27 protein-coding genes, 1 tRNA gene and 1 pseudogene are annotated in these 23,464 nt (G+C 63.5%); 16 read left to right on the top strand and 13 right to left on the bottom strand.

What is annotated here, in order from left to right:
* Nucleotides 1-8: 8 nt before the first annotated feature.
* The 3 genes from HAD_RS05955 to HAD_RS05945 form a co-directional block, all read right to left on the bottom strand.
* A tRNA-Arg gene (locus HAD_RS05955) sits at nt 9-85 on the bottom strand.
* An 86-nt stretch (nt 86-171) separates the two neighbouring features.
* Nucleotides 172-1,179 (bottom strand): serine protease, encoded by a 1,008-nt coding sequence (locus HAD_RS05950; RefSeq protein ID WP_035569967.1) that lies wholly within the window; start codon nt 1,177-1,179, stop codon nt 172-174.
* Between the two features lie 29 nt (nt 1,180-1,208).
* Complete coding sequence (locus tag HAD_RS05945) at nt 1,209-2,210, bottom strand: P1 family peptidase (protein WP_035569966.1); 1,002 nt, start codon at nt 2,208-2,210, stop codon at nt 1,209-1,211.
* 80 nt (nt 2,211-2,290) lie between these two features.
* On the opposite strand from HAD_RS05945, the gene ggt reads away from it, so the two are divergent.
* Both ggt and HAD_RS05935 read left to right on the top strand, forming a co-directional pair.
* Nucleotides 2,291-4,123 carry a gamma-glutamyltransferase gene (gene ggt, locus HAD_RS05940; RefSeq protein ID WP_035569964.1) on the top strand — a complete coding sequence of 611 codons (1,833 nt, stop codon included), beginning with the start codon at nt 2,291-2,293 and terminating at the stop codon, nt 4,121-4,123.
* A 20-nt stretch (nt 4,124-4,143) separates the two neighbouring features.
* Nucleotides 4,144-4,731, top strand: coding sequence for a thymidine kinase (locus HAD_RS05935; protein WP_035569963.1), 588 nt, complete (start codon nt 4,144-4,146; stop codon nt 4,729-4,731).
* A 15-nt stretch (nt 4,732-4,746) separates the two neighbouring features.
* Here the strand turns inward: HAD_RS05935 and hemW are convergent, their stop codons facing one another.
* Together hemW and rdgB are read right to left on the bottom strand one after the other, a co-directional pair.
* Nucleotides 4,747-5,922 carry a radical SAM family heme chaperone HemW gene (gene hemW, locus HAD_RS05930; RefSeq protein ID WP_035569961.1) on the bottom strand — a complete coding sequence of 392 codons (1,176 nt, stop codon included), beginning with the start codon at nt 5,920-5,922 and terminating at the stop codon, nt 4,747-4,749.
* Nucleotides 5,919-6,524 carry an RdgB/HAM1 family non-canonical purine NTP pyrophosphatase gene (gene rdgB, locus HAD_RS05925; protein ID WP_035569960.1) on the bottom strand — a complete coding sequence of 202 codons (606 nt, stop codon included), beginning with the start codon at nt 6,522-6,524 and terminating at the stop codon, nt 5,919-5,921. The genes hemW and rdgB overlap by 4 nt, the downstream gene beginning before the upstream one ends.
* Before the next feature lie 134 nt (nt 6,525-6,658).
* On the opposite strand from rdgB, the gene HAD_RS05920 reads away from it, so the two are divergent.
* Genes HAD_RS05920 through HAD_RS05905 form a run of 4 tightly spaced genes read left to right on the top strand, consistent with a single transcriptional unit; the run spans nt 6,659 to nt 8,297 of the window.
* Complete coding sequence (locus HAD_RS05920; RefSeq protein ID WP_084331788.1) at nt 6,659-7,180, top strand: DUF2975 domain-containing protein; 522 nt, start codon at nt 6,659-6,661, stop codon at nt 7,178-7,180.
* Nucleotides 7,181-7,188: 8 nt separating this feature from the next.
* Complete coding sequence (locus HAD_RS05915) at nt 7,189-7,428, top strand: helix-turn-helix domain-containing protein (protein WP_035569959.1); 240 nt, start codon at nt 7,189-7,191, stop codon at nt 7,426-7,428.
* Between the two features lie 21 nt (nt 7,429-7,449).
* On the top strand, nt 7,450-7,893 hold the full coding sequence (locus HAD_RS05910) for a GNAT family acetyltransferase (protein ID WP_035569958.1): 444 nt from the start codon (nt 7,450-7,452) through the stop codon (nt 7,891-7,893).
* A gap of 26 nt (nt 7,894-7,919) precedes the next feature.
* The gene (locus HAD_RS05905) at nt 7,920-8,297 is read left to right on the top strand and encodes a lecithin retinol acyltransferase family protein (protein ID WP_035569956.1); all 378 of its coding nucleotides are present in this window, start codon (nt 7,920-7,922) and stop codon (nt 8,295-8,297) included.
* On the opposite strand, the gene rph is transcribed toward HAD_RS05905, so the two are convergent.
* Entirely contained in the window at nt 8,294-9,019 is a 726-nt protein-coding gene (gene rph, locus HAD_RS05900; protein WP_035569954.1) for a ribonuclease PH, read from the bottom strand. The two genes, HAD_RS05905 and rph, sit on opposite strands and share 4 nt — an antisense overlap.
* Before the next feature lie 89 nt (nt 9,020-9,108).
* Between rph and HAD_RS05895 the strand changes: the two genes are divergently transcribed.
* The 5 genes from HAD_RS05895 (at nt 9,109) to HAD_RS05875 (ending at nt 13,548) form a co-directional block, all read left to right on the top strand.
* Nucleotides 9,109-10,779: a formate--tetrahydrofolate ligase gene (locus HAD_RS05895; RefSeq protein WP_035569953.1), complete on the top strand. Its 1,671-nt coding sequence runs from the start codon at nt 9,109-9,111 to the stop codon at nt 10,777-10,779.
* Between the two features lie 74 nt (nt 10,780-10,853).
* Complete coding sequence (locus HAD_RS05890; protein ID WP_035569951.1) at nt 10,854-11,150, top strand: autorepressor SdpR family transcription factor; 297 nt, start codon at nt 10,854-10,856, stop codon at nt 11,148-11,150.
* Nucleotides 11,147-11,860, top strand: a complete 714-nt coding sequence (locus HAD_RS05885) for an SdpI family protein (protein ID WP_035569950.1) — start codon at nt 11,147-11,149, stop codon at nt 11,858-11,860. Before HAD_RS05890 ends, HAD_RS05885 begins: the two co-directional genes overlap by 4 nt.
* A gap of 72 nt (nt 11,861-11,932) precedes the next feature.
* Nucleotides 11,933-12,991, top strand: a complete 1,059-nt coding sequence (gene hrcA / locus HAD_RS05880) for a heat-inducible transcriptional repressor HrcA (RefSeq protein WP_241765305.1) — start codon at nt 11,933-11,935, stop codon at nt 12,989-12,991.
* Entirely contained in the window at nt 12,991-13,548 is a 558-nt protein-coding gene (locus HAD_RS05875) for a nucleotide exchange factor GrpE (protein ID WP_035569948.1), read from the top strand. The genes hrcA and HAD_RS05875 overlap by 1 nt, the downstream gene beginning before the upstream one ends.
* Here HAD_RS05875 and HAD_RS05870 read toward each other — a convergent pair.
* The 3 genes from HAD_RS05870 to HAD_RS05860 form a co-directional block, all read right to left on the bottom strand.
* Nucleotides 13,545-14,393 carry a protein phosphatase 2C domain-containing protein gene (locus HAD_RS05870; protein WP_156942175.1) on the bottom strand — a complete coding sequence of 283 codons (849 nt, stop codon included), beginning with the start codon at nt 14,391-14,393 and terminating at the stop codon, nt 13,545-13,547. The genes HAD_RS05875 and HAD_RS05870 overlap by 4 nt on opposite strands.
* A 2-nt stretch (nt 14,394-14,395) precedes the next feature.
* Nucleotides 14,396-15,382: an OmpA family protein gene (locus HAD_RS05865; protein ID WP_051595955.1), complete on the bottom strand. Its 987-nt coding sequence runs from the start codon at nt 15,380-15,382 to the stop codon at nt 14,396-14,398.
* A 75-nt stretch (nt 15,383-15,457) separates the two neighbouring features.
* Nucleotides 15,458-15,661 (bottom strand): DUF2061 domain-containing protein, encoded by a 204-nt coding sequence (locus HAD_RS05860; protein WP_035569945.1) that lies wholly within the window; start codon nt 15,659-15,661, stop codon nt 15,458-15,460.
* Nucleotides 15,662-16,031: 370 nt separating this feature from the next.
* On the opposite strand from HAD_RS05860, the pseudogene dnaK reads away from it, so the two are divergent.
* Nucleotides 16,032-17,948: pseudogene (gene dnaK, locus HAD_RS05855) on the top strand (molecular chaperone DnaK); the annotation flags it as partial.
* Between the two features lie 178 nt (nt 17,949-18,126).
* On the opposite strand, the gene HAD_RS17820 reads toward dnaK, so the two are convergent.
* Both HAD_RS17820 and HAD_RS05845 read right to left on the bottom strand, forming a co-directional pair.
* Nucleotides 18,127-18,447 carry a hypothetical protein gene (locus HAD_RS17820; protein WP_156942174.1) on the bottom strand — a complete coding sequence of 107 codons (321 nt, stop codon included), beginning with the start codon at nt 18,445-18,447 and terminating at the stop codon, nt 18,127-18,129.
* 76 nt (nt 18,448-18,523) lie between these two features.
* The gene (locus tag HAD_RS05845; RefSeq protein ID WP_035569943.1) at nt 18,524-19,516 is read right to left on the bottom strand and encodes an NADPH:quinone oxidoreductase family protein; all 993 of its coding nucleotides are present in this window, start codon (nt 19,514-19,516) and stop codon (nt 18,524-18,526) included.
* A gap of 96 nt (nt 19,517-19,612) precedes the next feature.
* Here HAD_RS05845 and HAD_RS05840 point away from each other — a divergent pair, with 96 nt between their 5' ends.
* From HAD_RS05840 to HAD_RS05825, 4 genes are all read left to right on the top strand, one after another.
* On the top strand, nt 19,613-20,482 hold the full coding sequence (locus HAD_RS05840; RefSeq protein ID WP_035569942.1) for an isoaspartyl peptidase/L-asparaginase family protein: 870 nt from the start codon (nt 19,613-19,615) through the stop codon (nt 20,480-20,482).
* The gene (locus tag HAD_RS05835) at nt 20,479-20,799 is read left to right on the top strand and encodes a hypothetical protein (protein ID WP_035569941.1); all 321 of its coding nucleotides are present in this window, start codon (nt 20,479-20,481) and stop codon (nt 20,797-20,799) included. The genes HAD_RS05840 and HAD_RS05835 overlap by 4 nt, the downstream gene beginning before the upstream one ends.
* A 4-nt stretch (nt 20,800-20,803) precedes the next feature.
* Nucleotides 20,804-21,304, top strand: a complete 501-nt coding sequence (locus HAD_RS05830; RefSeq protein WP_035569940.1) for an RNA methyltransferase — start codon at nt 20,804-20,806, stop codon at nt 21,302-21,304.
* A gap of 196 nt (nt 21,305-21,500) precedes the next feature.
* Nucleotides 21,501-22,037, top strand: coding sequence for an invasion associated locus B family protein (locus HAD_RS05825; protein WP_035569939.1), 537 nt, complete (start codon nt 21,501-21,503; stop codon nt 22,035-22,037).
* Between the two features lie 4 nt (nt 22,038-22,041).
* Here HAD_RS05825 and HAD_RS05820 read toward each other — a convergent pair whose 3' ends face one another.
* Together HAD_RS05820 and HAD_RS05815 are read right to left on the bottom strand one after the other, a co-directional pair.
* Complete coding sequence (locus HAD_RS05820) at nt 22,042-22,671, bottom strand: 1-acyl-sn-glycerol-3-phosphate acyltransferase (protein WP_162177473.1); 630 nt, start codon at nt 22,669-22,671, stop codon at nt 22,042-22,044.
* A 143-nt stretch (nt 22,672-22,814) separates the two neighbouring features.
* The gene (locus tag HAD_RS05815) at nt 22,815-23,453 is read right to left on the bottom strand and encodes a YiaD family glycine zipper/OmpA-like lipoprotein (RefSeq protein ID WP_035569938.1); all 639 of its coding nucleotides are present in this window, start codon (nt 23,451-23,453) and stop codon (nt 22,815-22,817) included.
* Between the last annotated feature and the right edge of the window lie 11 nt (nt 23,454-23,464).

Below are 23,464 nucleotides of genomic sequence, written 5' to 3'. Positions count from 1 at the left end.
GGGGGAAATGGCGCACCGGGGAGGATTCGAACCCCCGACCCCTAGATTCGTAGTCTAGTGCTCTATCCAACTGAGCTACCGGTGCCGGCCGAAAGAAGGCGGACACATACAGTCAGCCCCCAAGGGATGCAAGCCTGTTTTCCCGGCCTTCTGCAGCGGAACCGGGCAAACCTATTCCTCGGCGTGACCGGGGCCGTTCGTCTCACCGGCCGGCCGGTCATATTCCGGGCGGTTGGATGAGGGTGTCTCCAGATTCGGTTCGATCCCCGTCTCGCGGGAAATCCAGTCTGCATAGGCCGAGACGCGGGAATAGACGCCGGGACTGTCCGGGCGGGCACAGCCGAGCCCCCAGCTGACAACGCCAATCTGTACCGGGCCATCTTCCCAGGTGCGGGCAACCAGCGGGCCGCCGCTGTCACCCTGGCAGGAATCGGTGCCGCCTGTGCCCGCGCACATCTGAGAGGCCGGATCGACGCTCACACCGGCGAACTCATCATCCAGCCCATACTTGTCGATCAGGGCCGCTATTTGCGCGTTGCATGTGCCGGGGTCGACCGGCGGCACGATCCCTTCCATGAGCGCAAGACTTGGCGCGCTGACGTGCCGGCCCGTGCGGTTGAAGCCTTCTTCCTGGCTGCCCTGCTCTTCCGTGTTGCCATATCCGGCGACGACCACTTCGGTTTCCGCCGCTTCAGGATCAGGCGCGCGGCCCGTCAGCCCGTCAAGGCGGGAAAGCGGCCCATCCCAGCGCCCCACGATATGAATGAGCGCCAGGTCGTCGCCGTGCTCTGCATGGCCGGCCTTGTAACCCGGATGAATAATGATCCGGTCGACCGGAAACGTCGCGTCCTTCGGCGTTTCCAGCAGCGTGCCAGCCCCGACAACGACATGGAGGGGGCCGAACCGCTTCAGGTCACCACGGGCATCCGGCAGATATTGGGCGGCACGTCCCGTGTCTGCCTCAACCCGCACCGTTTCCACACAATGCGCCGCGGTCAGCGCCCATTCGGAGGAAATCATCGAGGCGCCGCACTCATGATAGATGTTCCGGCCCTGCTGGGACTGGAGAGACACAACGCCGGGCCAGTCTTCCGGATCAGCTTCGCGTCCGCCGACCACACAGGCCGTCGCGAGCGCCACCGCGCCCAATGCGAGCCCCCATTTCCAGAATGGTCTCATGCGGAAATATCTCCCCTGCTTTGTTCCCCTCAGACCACCGCTCCGGTTTGCCTGCGCGCCTCGTGCACCCCTCGCGCAATCGCCCGGGCCAGTGTCGAAGCAGCCAGTTCTCCGATCCGGGTCACAGTCAATGGATCCGGGGCCGGTGAGGCTTCACCTTTGGTTGATAACACGAATACCGCATCTCCGTCGAAAGGCGCAAATACCGGCCGGATGGCACGGGAAAACCCTGACAGGGCCATCTGGGCAACCCGGCGGGCATTGGCGGGCGTCAGGGCGGCGTCGGTCACGATGCAGGCAATGGTCGTATTCTGCCCGAGAACGGGATTGGCCTTTGCCGCGCCCCAGTCTTCCGGATCCATGGAGAAATCGGCCGGAGGCCGCCCGCCGCCGAATTCGCCCGCCATCTCATACGGCCACGCCCAGTAGGCATCCGTGCCCGGCATCAGGACCGACCCGAAGGAATTCACACAGGCCAAAGCGCCGACCGTGACACCCTCTGCCGTCACGGCACTGGCCGACCCTGTTCCACCCGGGTGCTGCCCGGCCCGTGCCCCCTGCCCGGCTCCGGCCCGGCCGAGTGAAAAGTCCTGCGCGGCCGTATTGAAGGCCTCAAGACCGAGCGCGGCATAAGGGGCGATGCCCTCCCAATTCTTGTCACCGCCATTGGCAAGGTCATACAGGATGGCCCCCGGCACGATGGGCGTCGGCGGCACGCCCGGCCGGTCGACCAGGCTGAACCCGCGGCCAGCCTGTTTGAGGCCCGCCATGACGCCATCGGCCGCGCCGAGACCGAAAGCACTGCCACCCGACAGGAAAATCGCATCCACCCGGTCAACCAGTGTGCCGGCTGACAGCAGGTCCGTTTCCCGTGTACCCGGTCCCCCGCCGGCAACGGCGCATGCCGCCACCGCTGGCTTATCCGGCAGGATGACCGTGACGCCGGTATCAATGCGGGCATCCTGTGCCTGTCCAACGCGCACGCCCGCAACGTCTGTGATGAGATTCCGTTTCCCGGCTGTTGTGGCCATTACAATGTCCTGTTGGTCTTTCCCTTTGGGATTCCCTCTCTTAAGGTCCGGCGCGACTCACGCAAGCCAAGGACACTCCCATGAAGATCGCCCGCCCCCTCCTTGCCGCCCCTTTCCTTGCCGCCTTTCTGCTGTCTGCCTGTGCGGCGCCGGACGGAAAGCAAGACGTCTCGGTCTCCGATGCGGCGCAAAGCGCAGCAGACGCAGCCGCCACCGAAGCTCTCGAAGCCGAAGTGGAAGTTGCTGATGAGACTGAATGGACCAAAGGCGCAATGGTGGCAGCGGCAAATCCCGAAGCGGTGGAAGCCGGTCTTGAGATCCTGCGCGAAGGCGGCACGGCCGTTGACGCGGCGATCGCGGTGCACGCGGCCCTTGGCCTGGTCGAGCCGGAAAGCTCCGGCATCGGCGGCGGCGGCTTCATGGTCTATTACGACCACGCCAGCGGCGACGTCACCGTATTTGACGGACGCGAGCGCGCGCCCGCCGCGGCCACGCCGGAATATTTCATGCAAGATGGCGAGGTGATGGACTTTTTCTCCTCCTGGCAGTCAGGCCGGTCGGTCGGCGTACCAGGCGCGGTTGCCCTCTACAAATCGGCTCATGACGCGGCTGGCAAGCTGGACTGGGAAGACCTCTTCCAACCTGCCATCACGCTCGCCGAAGACGGCTTCGTGGTGGAACGCAAGCTCGCCGCCACGCTGGCCAGCGATCGCCTTCAGCAATATGTCCGTCTGGATGACCTGCCGGACTCTGCGGCCTATTTCTATCCGGACGGCGCGCCGCTGGCGGAAGGCTCAATCAAGACCAACCCGGCCTATGCTGAAACGCTGAAGCGGATCGCGACAGAAGGCCCATCCGCCTTCTATTCCGGAGAGATCGCTGAATCGATCGCCTATGCCGTATCCCACGACCCGTCTCTGCCGGGCGCCATGACGGTGGAAGACCTCGCCAATTATGAAGTGGCGGTTCGTCCGGCCCTCTGCGGTGTGGAGCCTGATGGCTACAAGGTCTGTTCGGCCCCGCCGCCATCTTCCGGCGGCGTGACGCAGAACATGATCCTCGGCCTGTATGATCGCCTCAAGCCGACCAGCGAAGAAGAGGCAACTGAGGAAGGCTTCCTGAAAGCCTTCGTCGATGCCCAGCGCCTGTCCTATGCCGACCGCGACCATTATGTGGCTGACGCCGACTTCGTCCCGGTCCCGGCAGCAGAACTGATCGATCCGATCTATCTCGACGTGCGTGCGACCGAAGCCTTCGCGCCGGATGAGCATGCAACGCCGGGCGATCCGGGGATTGCACTCGGCCGCGGCCCGATGCGCCAGATGTGGGGCGAAGACCCGACCGAGCATCATCCGGGCACGACGCACTTCTCGATCATCGACCCCTATGGCAATGCCGTCTCGATGACGATGACCGTCGAAGCCGCGTTCGGGAACTCGGTCATGGTTCACGGCTTCATGCTGAACAACCAGCTGACCGACTTCTCGCGCGAACCGACAAAAGGCGGCAAGCCGGTGGCCAATGCCGTTGCCGGCAACAAGCGCCCCCGGTCGTCGATGTCCCCGACTGTGGTCTTTGATCCGGATGGCGACCTGTTCATGGTCACCGGATCGCCGGGCGGCAACTCCATCGTTGCCTATGTCGCCAAAACGCTGGTCGGTGTGCTCGAATGGGGCAAGTCGGCGCAGGAATCCATCGACCTGCCGAACATCATCGCCCGCGGCGATGTGGTCGGCGTGGAAGTCGACCGTGACGGCGGGCCGGAAGCAGCCGAAGCCCTGCGCGAGATGGGCTACAATGTCGAAGAGCGTCAGGGTGAGAACTCCGGCCTGCATGTCATCATCGTGCGCGAGGATGGCCTGGAAGGCGGAGCAGACCCGCGCCGTGACGGGGTTGCACTCGCCCTCGAATAGACAGGCACGCCTCACCCGGGATGGCCAAGCTCTACTTCTCCTACGCCGCCATGAATGCCGGCAAATCGACGCTGTTGCTGCAGGCGGCGCACAATTATCGTGAGCGGGGGATGGATGTCCTCCTGCTCACGTCCGCCCTCTACAAGGATGATGACGCCGGGCACATCTCTTCCCGTATCGGCATCAGCGCCGATGCGGCCCTGTACACGGACGAAACAGACCTGCTCGCTCTGATCCGGAAAAAACAGGCCGAGCACCGGATCGATGCAATTTTTGTGGATGAGGCCCAGTTCCTGACCAAGGACCAGGCCTGGCAGCTGGCACGCGTGGCAGACCATCTGGACGTGCCGGTCCTGGCCTACGGGCTGCGCACGGATTTCCGCGGCGAGCTGTTCGAGGGCTCTGCGACTCTGCTAGCGATTGCAGACTCCCTGCGCGAAGTGCGCACGATCTGCGAATGCGGGCGCAAGGCAACCATGGTCATTCGTCTGGGCCCGGACGGCAAGGCCCTGACCGAAGGCGATCAGGTATCCATCGGCAAGGCTACCTATGTCTCGCTCTGCCGGCGGCACTGGGAAGAGAAAATGGGCCGCTTTCCCCCGGCTTAGCCCGAAACCGGGAAATCAGGAGGCGAGCTGTGCCGTCAGCGCGTCCGCCAGCAACCGGCCCGACGGTGTCAGCGACAGGACACCCTGGTCGAACGTCACCCAGCCCTGATCCACGAAGACAGCGATCTTTTCACGCGACACAGGCCGGCCGGACACCGCTTCAATCCGGGCGATGTCGATTCCGCTGGCGGGGCGCAGGCCCATGGCCAGCAATTCCTGTGCGATCGCGTTGGGCTCAAGCCGCTCGGCATCGCCCCAGCCGGACCCGAGGGCCTGGACATTCGCCGTGTAAACTTCCGGGCGCCGGTGCGCCTCATAGGCATACCGGTGCCCGCCAACGGTGACGCGGCCATGCGCCCCCGGCCCTGCCCCGATCCAGTCGCCGCCCTGCCAGTAAATGAGATTGTGCACAGACTGGTGCTCTGGCGACATGGCATGGTTCGACACTTCGTAAGCCGGCAGGCCGGCCTTTCCGAGAATGTCCTGCGTCAGCTCGAACATGTCGGCCTGATCGTCATCCGGCATGGGGGTGATCTGGCCGCGGCCGACCGCAAGCCCGAATGGCGTACCTTCCTTGATGGTCAGTTCATAGAGCGAGAGATGCGGCATGCCGAGGGCCAGCACATCTGCCAGTTCGTTCTGCCAGTCATCGGCCTGCTGCTCCGGCCTTGCATAGATCAGGTCGACACTGACCGATCGGAACACGCGCATGGCCTGCGCGACGCTCGCACGCGCGCCGTCGGCATCATGGTCCCGGCCCAGGAAAGCGAGCGCAGAATCGCGCAGTGACTGAACCCCCACCGACAGCCGGTTCACCCCGGCGCTCCTGAGGCCCGCAAGGTCAGCCCGCATGACATCGTTCGGGTTTGCTTCCAGCGTGATTTCCGCACCTGGCTTTACACCGAAAGCCTCATCCGCTGCCTTCAGGATGCGCTCCACATCCCCCGGCGCCAGAAGCGACGGCGTGCCGCCACCGAGATAGACGGAATCCAGCGCGCCATGCTCCGGCATGCGGTTCCGGTGCGCACGGATATCTGCGCAGATCGCTTCAACAAGCAGCGACGGATCGCGATCCTTGGCGGCATAGACGTTGAAATCGCAATACGGGCAGATGCGCGCGCAATACGGCCAATGGACGTAGAGACCGAAGCCGAAATGCGGGCCGAATGGATGAAGGGCCTCGTCTGTCACGACAGCAGGGCCGCCTTGAGCTTGCTGAAGGCATCGGCCCGGTGACTCATCGCATGTTTCCGGTCCGGGTCCATTTCGCCAAACGTCATGACCTCGCCATCCGCGACAAAGATCGGGTCATACCCAAACCCCTTGTCCCCTCTCGGCGGCCAGACAAGCTCACCATGCACTTCGCCTTCAAAGACTTCTTCGTGCCCGTCCGGCCAGACGACGGCGAGCGCACAGACGAATTTGGCGGAGCGGTCGGAATTGCCGGCGGCCTGCAGTTCCTGCTCCACACGGGCCATCGCGACCCCGAAATCCCGGGGCTCTCCCGCCCAGCGGGCCGAATAAATTCCAGGCGCCCCGTCCAGCAAAGTGACGGACAGGCCGGAATCGTCCGACAAGGCCGGTGCACCCGTTTTTTCGGCTGCGGCACGCGCTTTCAGCAGCGCATTGCCGGTGAAGCTGTTCTCAGTTTCTTCGGGTTCCGGCAAATCCAGGTCAATTGCAGAGACGACTTCGAGGCCCAGAGGCTCAAACAAGTCCTTGAGTTCCCTGACTTTTCCCTTGTTATGCGTGGCGGCGACCAACCTGCCGGCGGACAGGGTGCGATGTGTCATATTTCGCCCTTCTGAAATGGTTCCATTCTTGCTTTCGTCACAAATACGTATATCGTTATTCGGTAAGGGTTGATGCAAAAGCAACGATCCCACCGGCATAGATCATCCAGCGGAAAGGATGAAGAGAAGAAGGCATGACAGGAAAAACGCATAATTCCATGGCGGCGATCATGACAGTCCTCGTCACAGTCGTCATGTGGATGACGGCCGCGATCGGCGCCATCGTTCTCCTCGCCGGCGGCATTGAACTCGTTTCGATGCTCTCGGGGTCTCCCATCAGCATCGGCTCCATCAAGGTCGACGACCATGACATTTCCGTACCTGAGCTCGCGGCGGGCCTCGTCGGCGTGCTGGTCGTGGTCTGCGCGGTGGTCTTCGTGAGCCTCGAGCTTCGCAAGATCCTGGCAACCCTGGCGGCAGGCGACCCGTTTGTCCCGGAAAACGCCGTTCGCCTCACGCGGATCGCCATCGCCATCGCCATCACCCAGCTGATGCGCTACGTGATTGCCATATTCGTGGGGTTGATGGTGACTGGGACGTCGCTCGAATTTTCCGTTGATCTTATCGCCTGGGCGTCCGTCGCCGCCCTTTTCATTCTCAGTCAGGTCTTCCGTGAAGGCACCCGCCTTCGCGATGAAGAGAAAATGACTATATAGGAGGGCCCATGTCCATTCGCGTGACCCTCGATCGTGTCCTGCTCGACCGCCGCATGTCTCTCACAGAGCTGTCGGAACGTGTCGGCGTGACACTCGCCAATCTCTCCATCCTCAAGACCGGCAAGGCCAAGGCCATCCGCTTCTCCACGCTCGAAGCCCTGTGCCGGGAACTTGGCTGCCAACCGGGAGACATTCTCACCTTCGACACAGAGGGTGACGGTGCCGCCGAGCGCGTCGCGGCGGAATAGGCATGCAGGTCGCGGGCGCCCATGGCTGAGCTGCAGATCTCGGATATCACCGACGAAGACGTGACGGCCGTCATCACGCTCTGGCAACGCAGCGGCCTGCTCCGTCCCTGGAACGATCCCGAAAAAGACATTGCCTTCGCCCGCTCGGCTGATGGCGCAACCATTCTGGTCGGCCGGTACGACGGCGCCGTGGCGGCCACCGCAATGGTCGGTCATGACGGGCACAGGGGCGGCGTCTATTATGTCAGCGCCGATCCGGATTTCCGCGGCAAAGGCTTCGGCCGGACCATCATGCAGGCCGCCGAAGACTGGCTTCGTGACCGCGGTGTCTGGAAGCTGAACCTGATCGTGCGCGGCAGCAACCAGCAAGTCCGCGGCTTCTACGAGGCGCTGGGTTACCGCACGACCGACAATGTCCAGCTTGAGCGCTGGCTCGATGGGCGGGCGCCTGTCGAGACACACTAGATCCCGAAACGCGAAAGGACACATCCATGCAGCATGATCCGTTCACCGCCGGCGATGTCGTCTCGATCCGTTTCGGCGGCGTGCTGCGCCATTATGGCGTGATCACCGGCCGGGGCACCGTGATCTGCAATTCCCGCCTGCATGGCGGCGTTGTGGAACAAAGCCTCGATACCTTTTCTGACGGACGCAATGTGCGCCTGCACGGCCGCTACAGCGACCTCGACGGCTATCATGTCGAGCAGCGCGCGCGGCGTCATCTCGGCAAGGAATACGACCTGTTCGGCTCCAATTGCGGCCATTTCGTCCGCCATGCCCACCGCCGCAAGCCGACCCCGATGCAGGTGGCTGCCGCGACCGTTCGGACCTTCGGTGACATGTTGGGCAGGCCGAAGCGCCGCTATTAGGCGAGCGCGTCCCGCTGGGCAGCGAACAGCTCGTTACAGCCCTTCTCGGCGAGGCGCAGCATCTCATCCAGTTCGGTGCGCGTCAGCGGACGTTCCTCACCGGTGCCCTGCACTTCAATGAAGCCGCCATCGGAGCTCATGACGACATTCATGTCGGCTTCGCCTGCCGAGTCTTCCGGGTAATCCACGTCCAGAACGGGATGGTCCTGGAACACGCCGACAGAAATGGCCGCCGCCTGTTTCATGATCGGGTTGGCTGGGATCACGCCCTCATCGACCAGGTATTTGCAGGCCAGAGACAGCGCGACAAAGCCGCCGGTGATCGAGGCCGTGCGGGTGCCGCCATCGGCTTGTAGCACGTCGCAGTCGATCGTGATCTGGTTCTCTCCCAGCGCCGCCAGATCGCAGACCGAACGCAGCGAGCGGCCGATCAGGCGCTGGATTTCCTGTGTCCGGCCGGACTGCTTGCCGGCAGCCGCCTCGCGGCGCCCACGGGTATGCGTTGCACGCGGCAGCATGCCGTATTCCGCTGTCACCCAGCCACGCCCCTGCCCCTTCATCCAGCCCGGGACACGGTTCTCCCAGCTGGCGGTGCACAGGACATGGGTGTTCCCGAACTTCGCCAGGCACGAGCCTTCGGCGTAGCGGGTCACCTCGGTCTCGAGAACAATCTCGCGCATCTGGTCAAAAGGGCGGCCTGACGGACGGACGAGCTGGCTCATGGGGGACCTCCTGTTTGGTGCCACGCCTGATTGCGGGTTTTGGCGCACCTGTCTACACCGGATCGCCGAGGGAACAGAAAGCGGGGCTTATGAGCAACGACATCACGATTGCGCGTGGCGCAAAGAAACTGCCTATCGGACAGGTCGGCCAGCGCCTCGGCGTCGGCGCGCAGGACCTCATTCCATTCGGCTATGACAAGGCCAAGATCAGCAACCACTATCTGGCCAGCCTGAAACAGAAGAAGGATGGCAAGCTCATCCTCGTCACGGCGATCAATCCGACACCTGCGGGCGAAGGCAAGACCACCACCTCCATCGGCCTGGCCGATGCGCTGAAGCGTCTGGACAAAAAAGCCCTGCTCTGCCTGCGGGAGCCGTCGCTCGGCCCCTGCTTCGGCATGAAAGGCGGCGCAACGGGCGGCGGCCGGGCACAAGTTGTTCCAATGGAAGACATCAACCTGCATTTCACGGGCGATTTCCACGCAATCACGTCGGCGCACAACCTGCTGGCCGCGATGATCGACAATCATCTCCACTGGGGTGCGGAGTCCGGACTGGAATCCACGCGCGTCGCCTGGCGCCGCGTGCTGGACATGAATGACCGCAATCTGCGCCAGATCGTGACCGGCCTTGGCGGCTCGGGCAATGGCGCCCCGATGGAGTCGGGGTTCGACATTACGGTCGCATCGGAAATCATGGCCATTCTCTGCCTCGCAAAGGACGCGCACGATCTGGAGGAACGGCTGGAGCGGATCGTCATCGGCTACAAGCGCGGGCGCGTGGCGGTCACCGCAAAGGATATCGGAGCTGTCGGCGCCATGATGGCCCTGCTGCGTTACGCCATGCTGCCCAATCTGGTGCAGACGCTGGAGAACAATCCCGTCCTCATCCATGGCGGACCGTTTGCCAATATCGCGCATGGCTGCAACTCGGTCATAGCGACGAAGGCCGCGCTGAAGATGTCGGATTATGTCGTCACCGAAGCCGGTTTCGGGGCTGACCTCGGCGCAGAAAAGTTCTTCAACATCAAATGCCGCCAGGCAGGCCTGACCCCATCGGCCGCCGTTGTTGTCGCCACTGTCCGTGCCCTGAAAATGCATGGCGGCCTGTCGCTCAAGGAATCGGCCTCCGTGGGGTATGGCGCGCTGGAAGCCGGTCTCGGCAATCTCGGGCGCCACATCGAGAACCTGAAGAAATTCGGCGTGCCGGTTGTCGTCGCCATCAACCGGTTCACCTCCGACACGTCCAGCGAGCTGGCCGCCATCGAATCCTATTGCCATGACCTTGGTGTGCCAGTGTCGGTCTGCACGCACTGGGCCGAAGGCGGCCGCGGCGCGGAAGACCTGGCGCGGAAAGTTATCGACACGATGGAGACGCATCCGTCCGAGTTCAAACCGCTCTATCGGGATGAAGCGCCCCTGCTGGAAAAGATCGAAACCGTGGCCCGCGAGATCTATCGCGCCGAACGGGTCGAGGCATCTGACAATGTCCGCGCCGCACTGCGGCGGATGGAAGAGGCCGGCTATGGCCGCCTGCCGGTCTGCATGGCCAAGACGCAGTACAGCTTCTCCAACAATCCGAAACTGGTCGGTGCGCCGGACAAGCATGTCCTGCAATTGCGGGAGGTACGCCTGTCGGCAGGCGCCGGCTTCGTCGTCGGCATTTGCGGAGACATCATGACCATGCCCGGCCTGCCCCGGCACCCGGCGGCCGAGGGCGTTTCTCTCAATTCCGACGGTGAAATCGAAGGCCTGTACTAGCCTTTCCGGCACCCGCCCTTGGCGCAGAGCGATGCCTGTTTGACTCAATTTAGCATTTTCACTAATTAGCAGAAATGCAAAACGCCGTCTTCAAGGCCCTGTCCCATCCTGCCCGCCGGCAGATCCTGACGCTCCTGCGCCAGGGCCCGCGGCTTGCCGGGGACCTCGCTGCCGAGTTCGACACGAGCTGGCCGACCATGAGCCGGCACCTCGCCGTGCTGAAGGACGCCGAGCTGGTTACGGCCGAACGGCAGGGCAACCAGATTCTCTACCGCATCAATACCAGCGTGCTGGAAGACGCCGCCACCGCCCTGCTCGGCCTGATCGGCCGGGATGACGGTGATGACCCCATCAAGGAGGCAGCCGAATGAAACCCTTTATCCGTAATGGCCTGTTGATCACGGCGGGCGCGGTCGTTGCAGGCGCAGCGATCTCGGCGGCCGCCACCTTTGCCCTGCCGGCGACGGGAGAGTTCCCGGTGCATTGGGGCGCCGACGGGTCGCCGGACCGATGGGCCGACCGCGCCGGGGCGGTGCGTTACCTCTGGATCATGCCGGCCATCACGCTCGCTGTCGGGCTGCTCCTCGCCGCCGTGCCGGTGATCGACCCGCGCAAGGGCAATATCGAGACAGGCCGCCGCGGCTATGTCGCGGTCTGGCTGGGGGTGATGGTGCTGCTGACCTGCATTCATGGCGGCACTGCCCTGCAGATGCTCCATCCCGGCGACAGCGCCGGCGGGTCTGGCCAGATGGTGCGCTGGGTGATCGCGGGCGCCGCTGTGCTGATGATCATTATCGGCAATTACCTGCCGAAGACGCGGTCCAGCTTCTTCTTCGGGATCCGGACTCCCTGGACGCTGTCTTCCGATACGGCCTGGGAAAAGACCCACCGGATCGCCGGCCCCCTGTACATGGGCGCCGGGGCGCTGGGCCTTGCCGGCGCCTTTATCCTGAACGGTATCTGGCTGGCCGTTCAGCTGCCGGTGCTGGTCATTGGCGCGGCGCTGATCTCGTCCATTTACTCCTATTTCGCCTGGCGGACCGCCCCGGACCGCGACCATGGCACCAACCTCACGGTGTGAGGCCTATTGAACCCCGGGCACCGGCCCCCTATCCCTTTCAGTATGCAGACACATCCGGACTCCCAATCGCTGATGCAGCGCCTCGACCAGCGCTCGCGGGACATATTCCGCGAGATCGTCGAGGGCTACCTCATGACCGGAGAACCCGTCGGCTCCCGCACCCTGTCCAAGGGCGGCATTGCCCTCTCCCCCGCCTCGATCCGGAATGTCATGGCGGACCTGACCGAGCTGGGCCTGCTGGACGCGCCGCACATCTCTGCCGGACGGGCCCCGACCCATATGGGCCTGCGCCTGTTCGTGGACGGGTTCCTGGAGATCGGCGAACCGGCCCGGACGGACCGGGAAGCCATCGACGACCGGCTGAAGTCGGCCGGGGCGGATTTCGAGAATGTCCTGTCCGAAGCCTCAGGCATCCTGTCCGGCCTTGCGGGCGGCGCAGGTCTTGTGTCCTCGCCGAAGCGCGACGCCGCTGTGCGGCATGTCGAATTCCTGCCCCTCGGCCCGCGCGATGCCATCTGCATCCTGCTGACCGAAGATGGCGACGTGGAAAACCGCTTCATCCAGGTGCCGGAAGGCCTGCCCTCCACCGCCCTCATCGAAGCGGGCAATTACCTTTCCACCCGCATGAAGGGCCGCACGCTCGCCGAAGCGGCGCAGGATGTCCGCGACGAGCTGAGCTCCCGCCGGGCGCAGCTGGACGTGACCGCCGCCGGACTTGTCGAACAAGGCCTCGCCCAGTGGAGCGGCGAAACGCCCGGCCGGGGCCGTTCGCTGATCGTGCGCGGCCGCGCGAACCTTCTGGAAGATGCCAAGGCCGCCGAGGATCTCGACCGGGTGCGCCAGCTGTTCAATGAGCTGGAACGCCAGCAGAATGTGCTCGATATCCTCGATACGACGCGGGAAGCTGGCGGGGTGCGACTCTTCATCGGCTCCGAAAACCAGCTTTTCCCGTTATCAGGTTCAAGTGTGATCGTCGCACCCTATATGGGTGGCGGAAAACAGGTCATTGGGGCACTTGGCGTGATTGGCCCGACACGGCTGAATTATGCAAGAGTGATCCCGATGGTAGACTATACAGCGAAGGTCGTGGGCGAGATCCTCTCCCGCCGCCGCGCCAAGGACGGAAAATGATGAGCGACGAAGCGAAGACTGAAGACACCGAAGCTGTCGAAACGCCTGAGACCGACGCCCCGGAAGAGGCGACGCCGGAAGACACGATCCTGCGCCTCGAAGCGGAGAAGGAAGAAATGCGCGGCCAGCTGCTGCGCACGCTCGCCGATCTCGACAATACCCGCAAGCGCGCCCAGAAAGAGGTCGCCGATGCACGGGTCTATGCCATCGAGAAGTTTGCCGCTGAACTGCTGAGCGTGTCGGACAATCTCGCCCGCGCCCTGTCGGCCCTGTCCGATGACGACCGGGCCGGCCTGTCGGAGCCAGGCAAGAACCTGCTCGGCGGCATCGAGATGACCGAGAAGGAACTGCACACGGCTCTGGCCCGCAACGGCGTGACCGTGATCGCTGCCATGCCGGGCGATGCCTTCGACCCGAACCTGCACCAGGCGGTGGCAAACGTCCCCTCCCCGCAGGCCAATGGCACGATCCATGACGTGTTCCAGCCCGGCTGGAAGATCGGCGACCGCGTCCTGCGCGCCGCCATGGTCGCCGTCAGCGCCGGCTCAACGAACTAGGCTTCGATTTTCAGGTAGACCGCTGAGGCGTCGTCCCTGCGCTTGATGCGGGGGATGTCGCCGTCCGGGGACTCCTCGAAATCGCGGAGCCTCCGGATCAGGGCAGGCAGGCCCTTGTCCGACAGGTCTGCCATCAGGCTTTCGAGCGTGTGCGTCGCATAGGGCGAGATCAGCCGGTAGAGCCCGTCGCTCATCAGGCAGACCTCATCGCCCGGACGCATTGCGAGACGCGCCGTCCTGAGATTGCTGACAACATCCGGCCCCAGGCCAAAGGCCGTCCCGATTTCATTGGACATCCGCCGGGCCTGGCGCAGCCAGCCCATACGCTCTTCAGGCGTCAGTGCCAGCATCCGGCGCGCGGTGGCGGTCTCGTCCTCGGCCTTCTCGGCCTGCCCGATCAGGCGAACGCCCGCCGCGGACCGGATGAGCGCCATGCAGTCGCCCATGAAGACGAACACCGCTTCTGCACCTTGCAGCCACATCCAGATTCCGGAAGCGATAGGCAGGGCTTCGCCCGGCAATTTGTCCAGCGGGATACGCGTTTCCGCTTCGGCTTGCTGGCGCACATCGGCCAGCACGGAGGCGAAATAGGCCTCTGGCGCGTCGCCAGCTTCAGGGCCCTGCATCAGCCGGTCTGACAGCGCTTCGGCGATCCAGGCCGCGCCGCTTTCGCAGGCCGGGAACGGGCGCAGATCGGTCACATCGGTCGCCCCGTCCAGCACCCAGGCCGTGCCGGCGGCCGCATCGAACCCGGCCCGGTCGTCACCTGTCTTGCCCGGAACACCGGGATCATTCACCGTGCTGACGACATCCAGCTGCATCGCCACGCCTCTTTCGTCATCCACCCTCAACGCTCTACCAGCTCGACCCGCCGGTTCTGGTCCCGTCCGGCATCGCTGGCATTGGAGAATACCGGCGACAAGGGGCCGACGCCGTGCGGCTCCAGCCGGTCGGGTGCGATGTCATAGTCCTGCTTCAGCGCATCGGCGACGGCGCGGGCGCGGTCATCCGACAGCTTGCTGTTATAGGCATAGGCGCCCTTGGAGTCGGTATGCCCCACCACATAAAACGCCTTGTCTGGATGGGTGGCCAGATAGTCGGCAATGGCATCAAGTGCGGCTTTCGATTCCGGCTTCAGCGTGGCCTTGTCGAAATCGAACACGATCCCGTTCAGAACGACGCGGCCATACTCTTCGATATCGGCGCCCATGGCTTCGGCATCCACCACGACGAGGCCCGTCTCGGCGGCTTCCACCTCGACGATGTCGATCAGCGTTCCGACATAGTTTCTTGCATGCTGTTCGACATAAATCACCACATAAGCCTTACCGGAAGCGCGCTGTTTGCTGGCCACAATGGCCCCTGCCCCGCCGGAGGATGACGTTCCGGAAAACATTGTTCCGACAGCACCGGGCTTGGTGGCCGGGTTCTCCTTGAAGGTCACCTCCATCCACTGGCGAGAGCCGACCGCCGCCCCTTTGCGGTCCGCCGACATCCCCTCACCGAGAATTTCGAATCCCTCTGCATTCAGCGCATCGAGATAGTTCTTGTAGACCTCGGAATAGGACCGGTCTTCGCCTTCATATTTGTAAAAGGTCCGGGTGACGCGGCCCTCGGTTTCGATCCAGTCGCCAATCTGGCGATAGCCGGTCACCGGCCCGACCGCGACCTTGTAAGGCTGATAGTTTTCAATGTGTTGCCAGGCGATCACTTGCCCGGGATAGCGTTCGATCATCGGGTGTTCGACCACCCCGTCGATATCCTGCGCAACGGCAATCGCCGGCAAGACCGCAAGACTGATCACGGCCGCCAATATGCGGATGACTTTCAACATGTACGTTCCTCCCACCTAACGTAGAGGAACTATGCGGCACATATCCTCACCTGGCCAGACGCAAGCCAGTTCCATTCAGCCGGCAGCCGCCCTTGCGGGCAGGCGGGCCCGGGCCCAGGCGCGTTCGTGCAGCGTGTAGGCAGCTGTCTGGACCAGCGGCTCGATCAGGCCGATGGCCAGCGCGGCGTGCCAGCTGCCGGTCAGGAGAAAGGCCACCGTCATCGCCACAATCAGATGCATGAGGCTGTAGGTCGCTGTCTTGAAAACCTGCAAAGACATTTGTTGGATAACTCCCGCTTCAGACCATCAAGAACACCCTCAACAGACCCTCTATGGACCCTCTATGGCCCATGAATCCGGGCTGTTCTTCCTGCCAATATGGTGTAGATGCGAACGATTCTCAAATAAATCCTGCAAGAAGCTGCCATAGGCGCGGTCTATGGCCGCAATCCGCAGCGAGACATGGAAAAGGCGTCGCACGCCTCTTGTGACCTGTTGAAATTTCCCCATATCCCAAACCGAACAGGCGAACAGGTTCAAACCCTCCATTCGCCTACTCAAAACGTCACTTGCAGAGCCATCTGCCTTGCGGGGCTGCTGAGCAGACCGCGCGAACGGGGCGGGTGGCGGCTATAGGAGAGAGAGACACAAGATGAGCAAGATTATTGGTATCGACCTCGGGACCACAAACTCCTGCGTTGCCGTCATGGAAGGCGGCCAGGCAAAGGTCATCGAGAATGCAGAAGGCGCGCGCACGACCCCGTCGGTTGTTGCCTTCACCGAAAGCGGCGAACGCCTGATCGGCATGCCGGCCCGCCGCCAGGCCGTGACCAACCCGGATTTCACATTCTACGCCATCAAGCGCCTGATCGGCCGTCAGTTCGACGACCCGACCGCGCAGAAGGACAAGGACATCTCGCCTTTCGAGATCGTCAAAGGTCCGAACGGCGACGCCTGGGTCAAAGGCCGTGACAAGGACTACGCCCCGCAGGAAGTTTCCGCCTTCATCCTGACCAAGATGAAGGAAACCGCAGAAGCCTATCTGGGCAGCGAAGTGACCCAGGCCGTCATCACGGTCCCGGCCTACTTCAACGACGCCCAGCGTCAGGCCACGAAAGACGCCGGCAAGATTGCCGGTCTTGAAGTGCTGCGCATCATCAACGAGCCGACGGCAGCCGCCCTCGCCTACGGTCTGGACAAGGGCGAGAACAAGACGATCGCGGTCTACGACCTCGGCGGCGGTACGTTCGACGTCTCGCTGCTGGAAATCGGCGACGGCGTGTTCGAAGTGCTGTCCACGAACGGCGACACCTTCCTCGGCGGTGAAGACTTCGACCTTCGCATCGTCGATTACCTCGCCGAAGAGTTCAAAAAGGACCAGGGCATCGACCTGAAGACGGACAAGCTGGCCCTCCAGCGTCTGAAGGAAGAAGCCGAGAAGGCCAAGAAAGAGCTGTCGTCCGCTTCGCAATACGAAGTGAACCTGCCCTTCATCACGGCCGACGCATCCGGTCCGAAACACCTCAACATCAAACTGACCCGTGCCAAGTTCGAGAGCCTCGTCGATGACCTCGTGAAGCGGACCATCGGGCCGTGCGACAAAGCCCTCAAGGATGCCGGCAAGTCGGCCTCCGAGATCGACGAAGTCGTTCTGGTCGGCGGCATGACCCGTATGCCGGCCGTGCAGGAAGCCGTGAAGAAATTCTTCGGCCGCGAGCCGCACAAGGGCGTGAACCCGGATGAAGTGGTTGCCATCGGCGCCGCGATCCAGGGCGGCGTGCTGCAGGGCGACGTGAAAGACGTTGTCCTTCTGGACGTGACCCCGCTGTCGCTCGGCATCGAGACGCTGGGCGGTGTGTTCACCCGCCTGATCGACCGCAACACGACGATCCCGACCAAGAAGTCCCAGGTCTTCTCGACCGCTGACGACAATCAGCCGGCCGTGACGATCAAGGTCTTCCAGGGCGAGCGCGAAATGGCCGCCGACAACAAGATGCTCGGCCAGTTCAACCTCGAAGGCATCCCGCCGGCTCCGCGCGGCGTGCCTCAGATCGAAGTGACCTTCGACATCGACGCCAACGGCATCGTGTCCGTGTCCGCGAAGGACAAGGCCACCGGCAAGGAACAGGTTATCACCATCCAGGCCGATGGCGGTCTCTCGGAAGACGACATCAAGGGCATGATGGCCGACGCCGAAGCCAATGCGGGCGAAGACAAGGCCCGCCGCGAACTGGTGGAAGCGAAGAACCATGCCGAAGCGCTGGTGCACCAGACCGAGAAGCAGCTCGAAGAGCATGGCGACAAGGTCTCCGAGGACGTCAAAGGCGAAATCGAGAAAGCCGTTGGCGAGCTGAAGGAAGCCCGCGAAACGGACAACCTCGCAGACATCCAGGCCAAGCATCAGGCCCTGATGTCGGCCGCCATGAAACTCGGCGAAGCCATCTATGCCAGCCAGCAGGAGGCCACGGCCCACGCTGACGCGGCGTCCGATGCCGCCGCTGACGATAGCGGTGACGACGTGGTCGATGCCGACTTCGAAGAAGTCGACGACGCCGACAAAAAGTAATCCGTTCAGCGACGGAAAAGACAAAGCCCGCCGGAGCGATCCGGCGGGCTTTTCATTTGGGGCTCAGCTGACGGCTTTCTGAAACATGGCCATCAACATGCCCCATCGCTCGGCAATTGTCCGTCCCCGGACGAGCTAAATGGATGAAAGAATAAGTCTTGATCTGCGCGAACGCGGCCTAGGGCGACGACTCGGCGGGTTTGTCGGCGATGATATGCGCCCCGACCATCAGGCCATGCTGCCAGCGCCGTTCGCAATGGTAGATCGCCTCGATGTGGCCGTAGCGCGACAGCAGTTCCAGATCGAACGTCTCCGGCACCGCCCAGGCTTCCCAGAGCTTCAGCTGCATCCCCTCTTCCGAGAAATCCCGGACGAGCACATCGAACGAACTTTGCAGCTCATTGATGAGAATCCGGCCCTTGCGCAATGTCCGGCGGCGAGCATCTTCCCGATGCTCGCCTTCCGGTTGCTCCGTCCGGGGTTCAGGTATGGTTATCATACCCATACTATGCGGAACGGCGATAAACCGTTCCATATAAAACACCGAATAGCCGCACTTTCCTGCCGGGGCAGGCTTAGTCCATGACCACCACGACCTTGCCCTGCGCGCGGCGCTCCGTCAGCTCACGGATCGCGTCGGCCGATTTCTCCAGCGGATAGGTGTTGGAGATGTGCGGGCGGATCTTGCCGGCAGTGTAGAGCTCGAACAGCTCCTTGACGTTCTGCGCATGGGCCTTCGGATCGCGCGCCACGGCCGCGCCCCAGAACACGCCGCGGATGTCGCAGCTTTTCAGCAGGGTCAGGTTCAGCGGGATCTTCGGGATACCGGCCGGGAAGCCGATCACCAGGAAGCGGCCTTCCCAGTTCATGGCGCGCAGGGATGGTTCGGCATAATTGCCGCCGACGCCGTCATAGATGATGTCCACGCCGCCGCCGGAGATTTCCTTGATGTCGCCGGAGAAGGCTTTCATCCCGTCCTTGTCCAGCTCACGCGCATAGACGAGCCCCTTGTCGGCCCCTTTGGAAAGACAGAAATCCACTTTTTCCTGGCTGGAACAGGCCGCAATGACTTCCAGGCCCATCGCCTTGCCAAGTTCGACGGCTGCGATGCCGACACCGCCAGCGGCGCCGAGGACGAGCAGCTTCTCGCCTTTTTTGGGGTCGGCCCGGTCCTTCAGCGCATAATAGGACGTGCCATAGGTCATCATGAAGGCGGCCGCTTCTTCGAACGGCATATCGTCCGGAATGGGCATGACGGAATGCGCCGCCGCAACGGCCAGTTCGGCCATGCCGCCATTGCCGATGGAAGCGAGCACGCGGTCACCCGGCTTCACATGGGTGACCCCTTCCCCGACCGATTCGACCAGGCCGGCCACTTCGCCGCCCGGGCTGAACGGGCGCGGCGGTTTGAACTGGTACATGTCCTTGATCATCAGCGAGTCCGGGAAATTCACCCCGCACGCCTTCACCCGGACCAGAACCTGGTCTTTGCCAAATTCCGGCGAGGCGACCTCTTCGAGGACCAGAGTTTCCGGTCCGCCGACTTCTTTCGAAAGCACTGCCTTCATGAGCGCGCTACCCTTCCTGTCTTGTTGTTTGCTGCGCCAGACGGTAGCGGTGTGGCCTTCATAATCCAAGCCTGACGTAAGGGAGCGTTACCAGCTATGGCGAGGAAATGGGCCATTGCCCTTCATGGCGGCGCCGGACCGGTTTTCGGCCGCGACTATTCGCGCGAGGAAGCGCACATGGCGGAGCTGCTGCGCGAGGGCGGCAAGCGGCTGGACGCAGGCGTGGCGGCGCTGGACGTTGTCGAGGCCATGGTGGCGGCGCTGGAGGAATCCGGCCTGCACCTCGCCGGCAAGGGCGCCGCGCCCAATACCGACGGGCGATACGAGCTGGATGCAGCGATCATGGACGGTCGCACCCGCAATGCCGGGGCCGTCGCGGCCCTGTCCGGCATCATCAGCCCGATCGCCGCCGCCCGGATCGTGATGGAACGCACGCCGCACGTGCTGATCGCCGGCGAAGGCGCCTGGGCCCTGGCAACGGAATACGGCCTGCCGGAAGTGCGCGACGCCGAAAATTACTACCAGCCAGTCGAAGAGCGCTGCCTGCTGCCGGCCCGGGCCATGGGCACGGTCGGCGCGGTCGTTCTGGACCAGTATGGCGACCTTGCCGCCGCCACCTCGACCGGCGGCGTGAAGTCCAAGACGCCCGGCCGGGTGGGCGATACGCCCCTGATCGGCGCGGGCACCTGGGCGGACGAGCGCTGCGCCATATCCTGCACGGGGCTCGGCGAATATTTCATCCGCGCGGCGGCCGCCGCCGATGTCTCCGCCCGTATCCGCTATGGCGGGGCCGAGCTGGAAGACGCCGTCCAGGGCGCACTCGACGATGTGAAACACCTTGGCGGCGAAGGCGGCATGATCGCCGTCAGCGCGGACGGGACGCTGATTGCCGGGTCCAATTCCGGCGGCCTGAAACGCGGCCTCATGGATGCCGACGGCCGGTTCGAAGTGGCGACCTTCGCATGATCATTGCCGGATGGATCGTGCTGGGCGTGACCGGCTTCGCCTTTGTGCTGGCGGCGCAGATGCGGATGCTGATCTCGGTCTCGCTGCGCCGGGCGCTGGCGGACAAATTCGGCGGCGACTATCGCGATCCCGCTTTCCGCGCGGCTGTTGCCTCCTCCGGCAAGACCGACACGCCGGGCGAGCACCTCGCCTGGCTGATCGAGACCTACCCTGCCCAGCTCACGCAATTGCGCCTGGCCCGGCGGGTGACGTATACAGCGCCCATGGCCATTCTCTTGTCGCTTGCCTATCTGCGCTTCGTCGTGGCGGCGTTCTGAGCCCATGCGCGGTTATTTTGCCATCGGGTCGGAGCGGATCTCCAAGGCCATGAACCTCGGTGCGCTGATGCGGACCGCCAACGCCTTCGGCGCCAGCTTTTTCTTCTCCATCGACGCGGAGCACCGCCTGCGTGCCGCCTATGCCGCCGACACATCCAAGACGGCCGGGCACATCCCCTACTACCAGTATGACACGATCGACGAGATGCAGCTGCCGCGCGGCTGCCAGCTGGTCGGCGTGGAGCTGACCGACGAGGCGGTCATGCTGCCGACCTTCCGGCATCCGGTGCAGGCGGCCTATATCCTCGGCCCCGAGCGCGGCAGCCTGTCGCCGGAAACCCTCGCCCGCTGCGACCATGTCGTGAAGATCCCGACCAAGTTCTGCATCAATCTCAGCCTCGCCGGGGCGCTGGTCATGTATGACCGCCACCTCGCCCTCGGCGCCTATGCCCCTCGCCCGATCATGCCGGGCGGCGTTCCGGGCGACGGCAAGCTGCCGGGCTGAGTCTCCCGCCTGAACGACGCACAACGGCGGGGTTCATCCCGCACTCACACCTCGTATGGCAGGATGCCTGTCATAGAAATCAGCCGCGGAAGATCGTGTCATTCAGTTTGCCGAAGTTTGGCCTTAACTCTATGACACCTACACTGGCGGCAGAAACCGAACCGGACGAGACGCTGTATAGAAGATGCATACATTTATGACCCCTTCCCTTCGCTTTTCGGGCCTTCGCTTTTCAGGCCTCCGCCTTTCCGGCCTTCTGGCCGCCGCTACACTCCTGGCCGCCCCGCTTGCGCTTGCGGACCCGGCGGCTGTGGGCCGCTACAAGGACTGGTCGGTCTTCACCGACACGACCGGCGGCGAGACGATCTGCTATGCGGCAACACCCGCAACCGACAAGGCACCGAAAAATGCCGACCATGGCGATGTCTGGTTCTATGTGACCAGCTGGAAATCCGGCCGCGCCCGCAACCAGCCCAGCCTCAAGGTCGGGTACAATTTGCGGGAAGACATGGCCCCGAAAGCCCGGGTGGGGCGTTCCTCGTGGACCCTGTTCGCGGTCGGCCGTGAAGCCTTCGCCGACGATTCCGACGATGCCCGCATCGTCACGGCACTGAAGAAAGGATCGGAACTGCGCGTGCAGGCCGTTTCGGCCCGGAACACGCAGGTTGCCTATCACTTCTCGCTGAGCGGCTCGGCCGCTGCCATCGACAAGGCCGCCGCCACCTGCCGCTGACGCGTCAGCCCGGCAGGACGAATTTCTCCGGGTGTTTGCCTTCGGCATCGCGATAGTACGAGACAATCTCGGCCATGTCGGCCTCAATGTCCTCGCCGGGCATCATCGGCCCTTCGAAGCGCATCTCTTTCGTGCCGAAATCCAGCACCGCGATCAGCATCGGCACACCGGCCGATTTCGCGATGTGCCAGAATCCCGTTTTCCAGTTCGCATTGGCATTCCGCGTTCCTTCCGGCGACACGGCAAGATGCAGGGAGCCGGCCTCGTCGAAGGCCTCGCGCATCAGGGACACCACATCGGCCGATTTCGACCGGTCGACCGGAACGCATCCCGCCCGGCGCACGAGCCCGCCGAGTGGCCCGGAGACCAGCGAGGCCTTGCCCATCCAGCTCAGCTTCTGCCGGTACCAGCCGGCAATGGCGAGCATCAGGAGGCCATCCATATTGGATGTGTGCGGCGCCGCGATGACCACCGATTTCGCCGCGCCTGGCCAGTCCGTTGCGACATGCCAGCCGGCCGCTTTCAGGCACAGCCAGGACAGGCCGCGCACCCCTTCGGAAAACACACCGCGATAGGGTCCGGGCTTGCCGAATTTCCCGCGCGGATGTTGCACAGGGCCGTCTTCATTCGTCATGAGCGTCCCCTTCTGCACAAGTGTATAGGCCTTCCGGACACAGAAGTCGCGTAAAGTCCGGCCTGAAAACGGCATAAAAAAAGGCCAGCCGAAATGTCCGGCTGGCCTTTTATTATCTTGCACCCTCAAACGGGTGAGGCAGCTTAGTAGCTGTCCTGCGTCACAGGCGTCAGGATGACTTCAACCCGGCGGTTGGCCGCACGGCCTTCCGGCGTCGAGTTGTCGGCAATCGGCTGGGTTTCGCCCATGCCGATGGCCCGCAGGCGCACCGAGGCGACGCCCTGGCCGACCAGATAGTTCTGGACCGAGGCGGCACGGCGCTGCGACAGCTGCATGTTGTAGTCATCCGGGCCATCCGCCGAGGCGTGACCGATGACGTCGACAGCGGTGGACGGGTAGTCCACGAGGGTCGTGGCCACTTCGTTCAGCGATTGATAGAAGGCCGGCTTGATGGTGGCGCTATCGACGTCGAACGTGATGTTCGACGGCATGGTCAGCGCGATCTGGTCGCCCTGGCGCTCAACACCGATACCGGTACCGGCAGTCTGTTCGCGCAGGGCGCGTTCCTGCTTGTCCATATAATCACCGACGGCGGCACCGGCGATGGCGCCCACTGCTGCACCGATTGCAGCATTGCGGCCGTCGTCCCCGCCTGCGAGCGTACCGGCTCCGGCTCCCAGGATCGCGCCGGCGGCGGCGCCGGTCCAGACGTTACGGCTTGGCCCTTCCGCACAGGCGGAGAGCATCGAGACAGCACAGACGGCAATGGCGAGACGTTTCATATTATCAGCTC

Source organism: Hyphomonas adhaerens MHS-3 (assembly GCF_000685235.1).
Taxonomy (GTDB): domain Bacteria; phylum Pseudomonadota; class Alphaproteobacteria; order Caulobacterales; family Hyphomonadaceae; genus Hyphomonas; species Hyphomonas adhaerens.
This window is presented reverse-complemented; position numbering and strand designations above follow the sequence as displayed.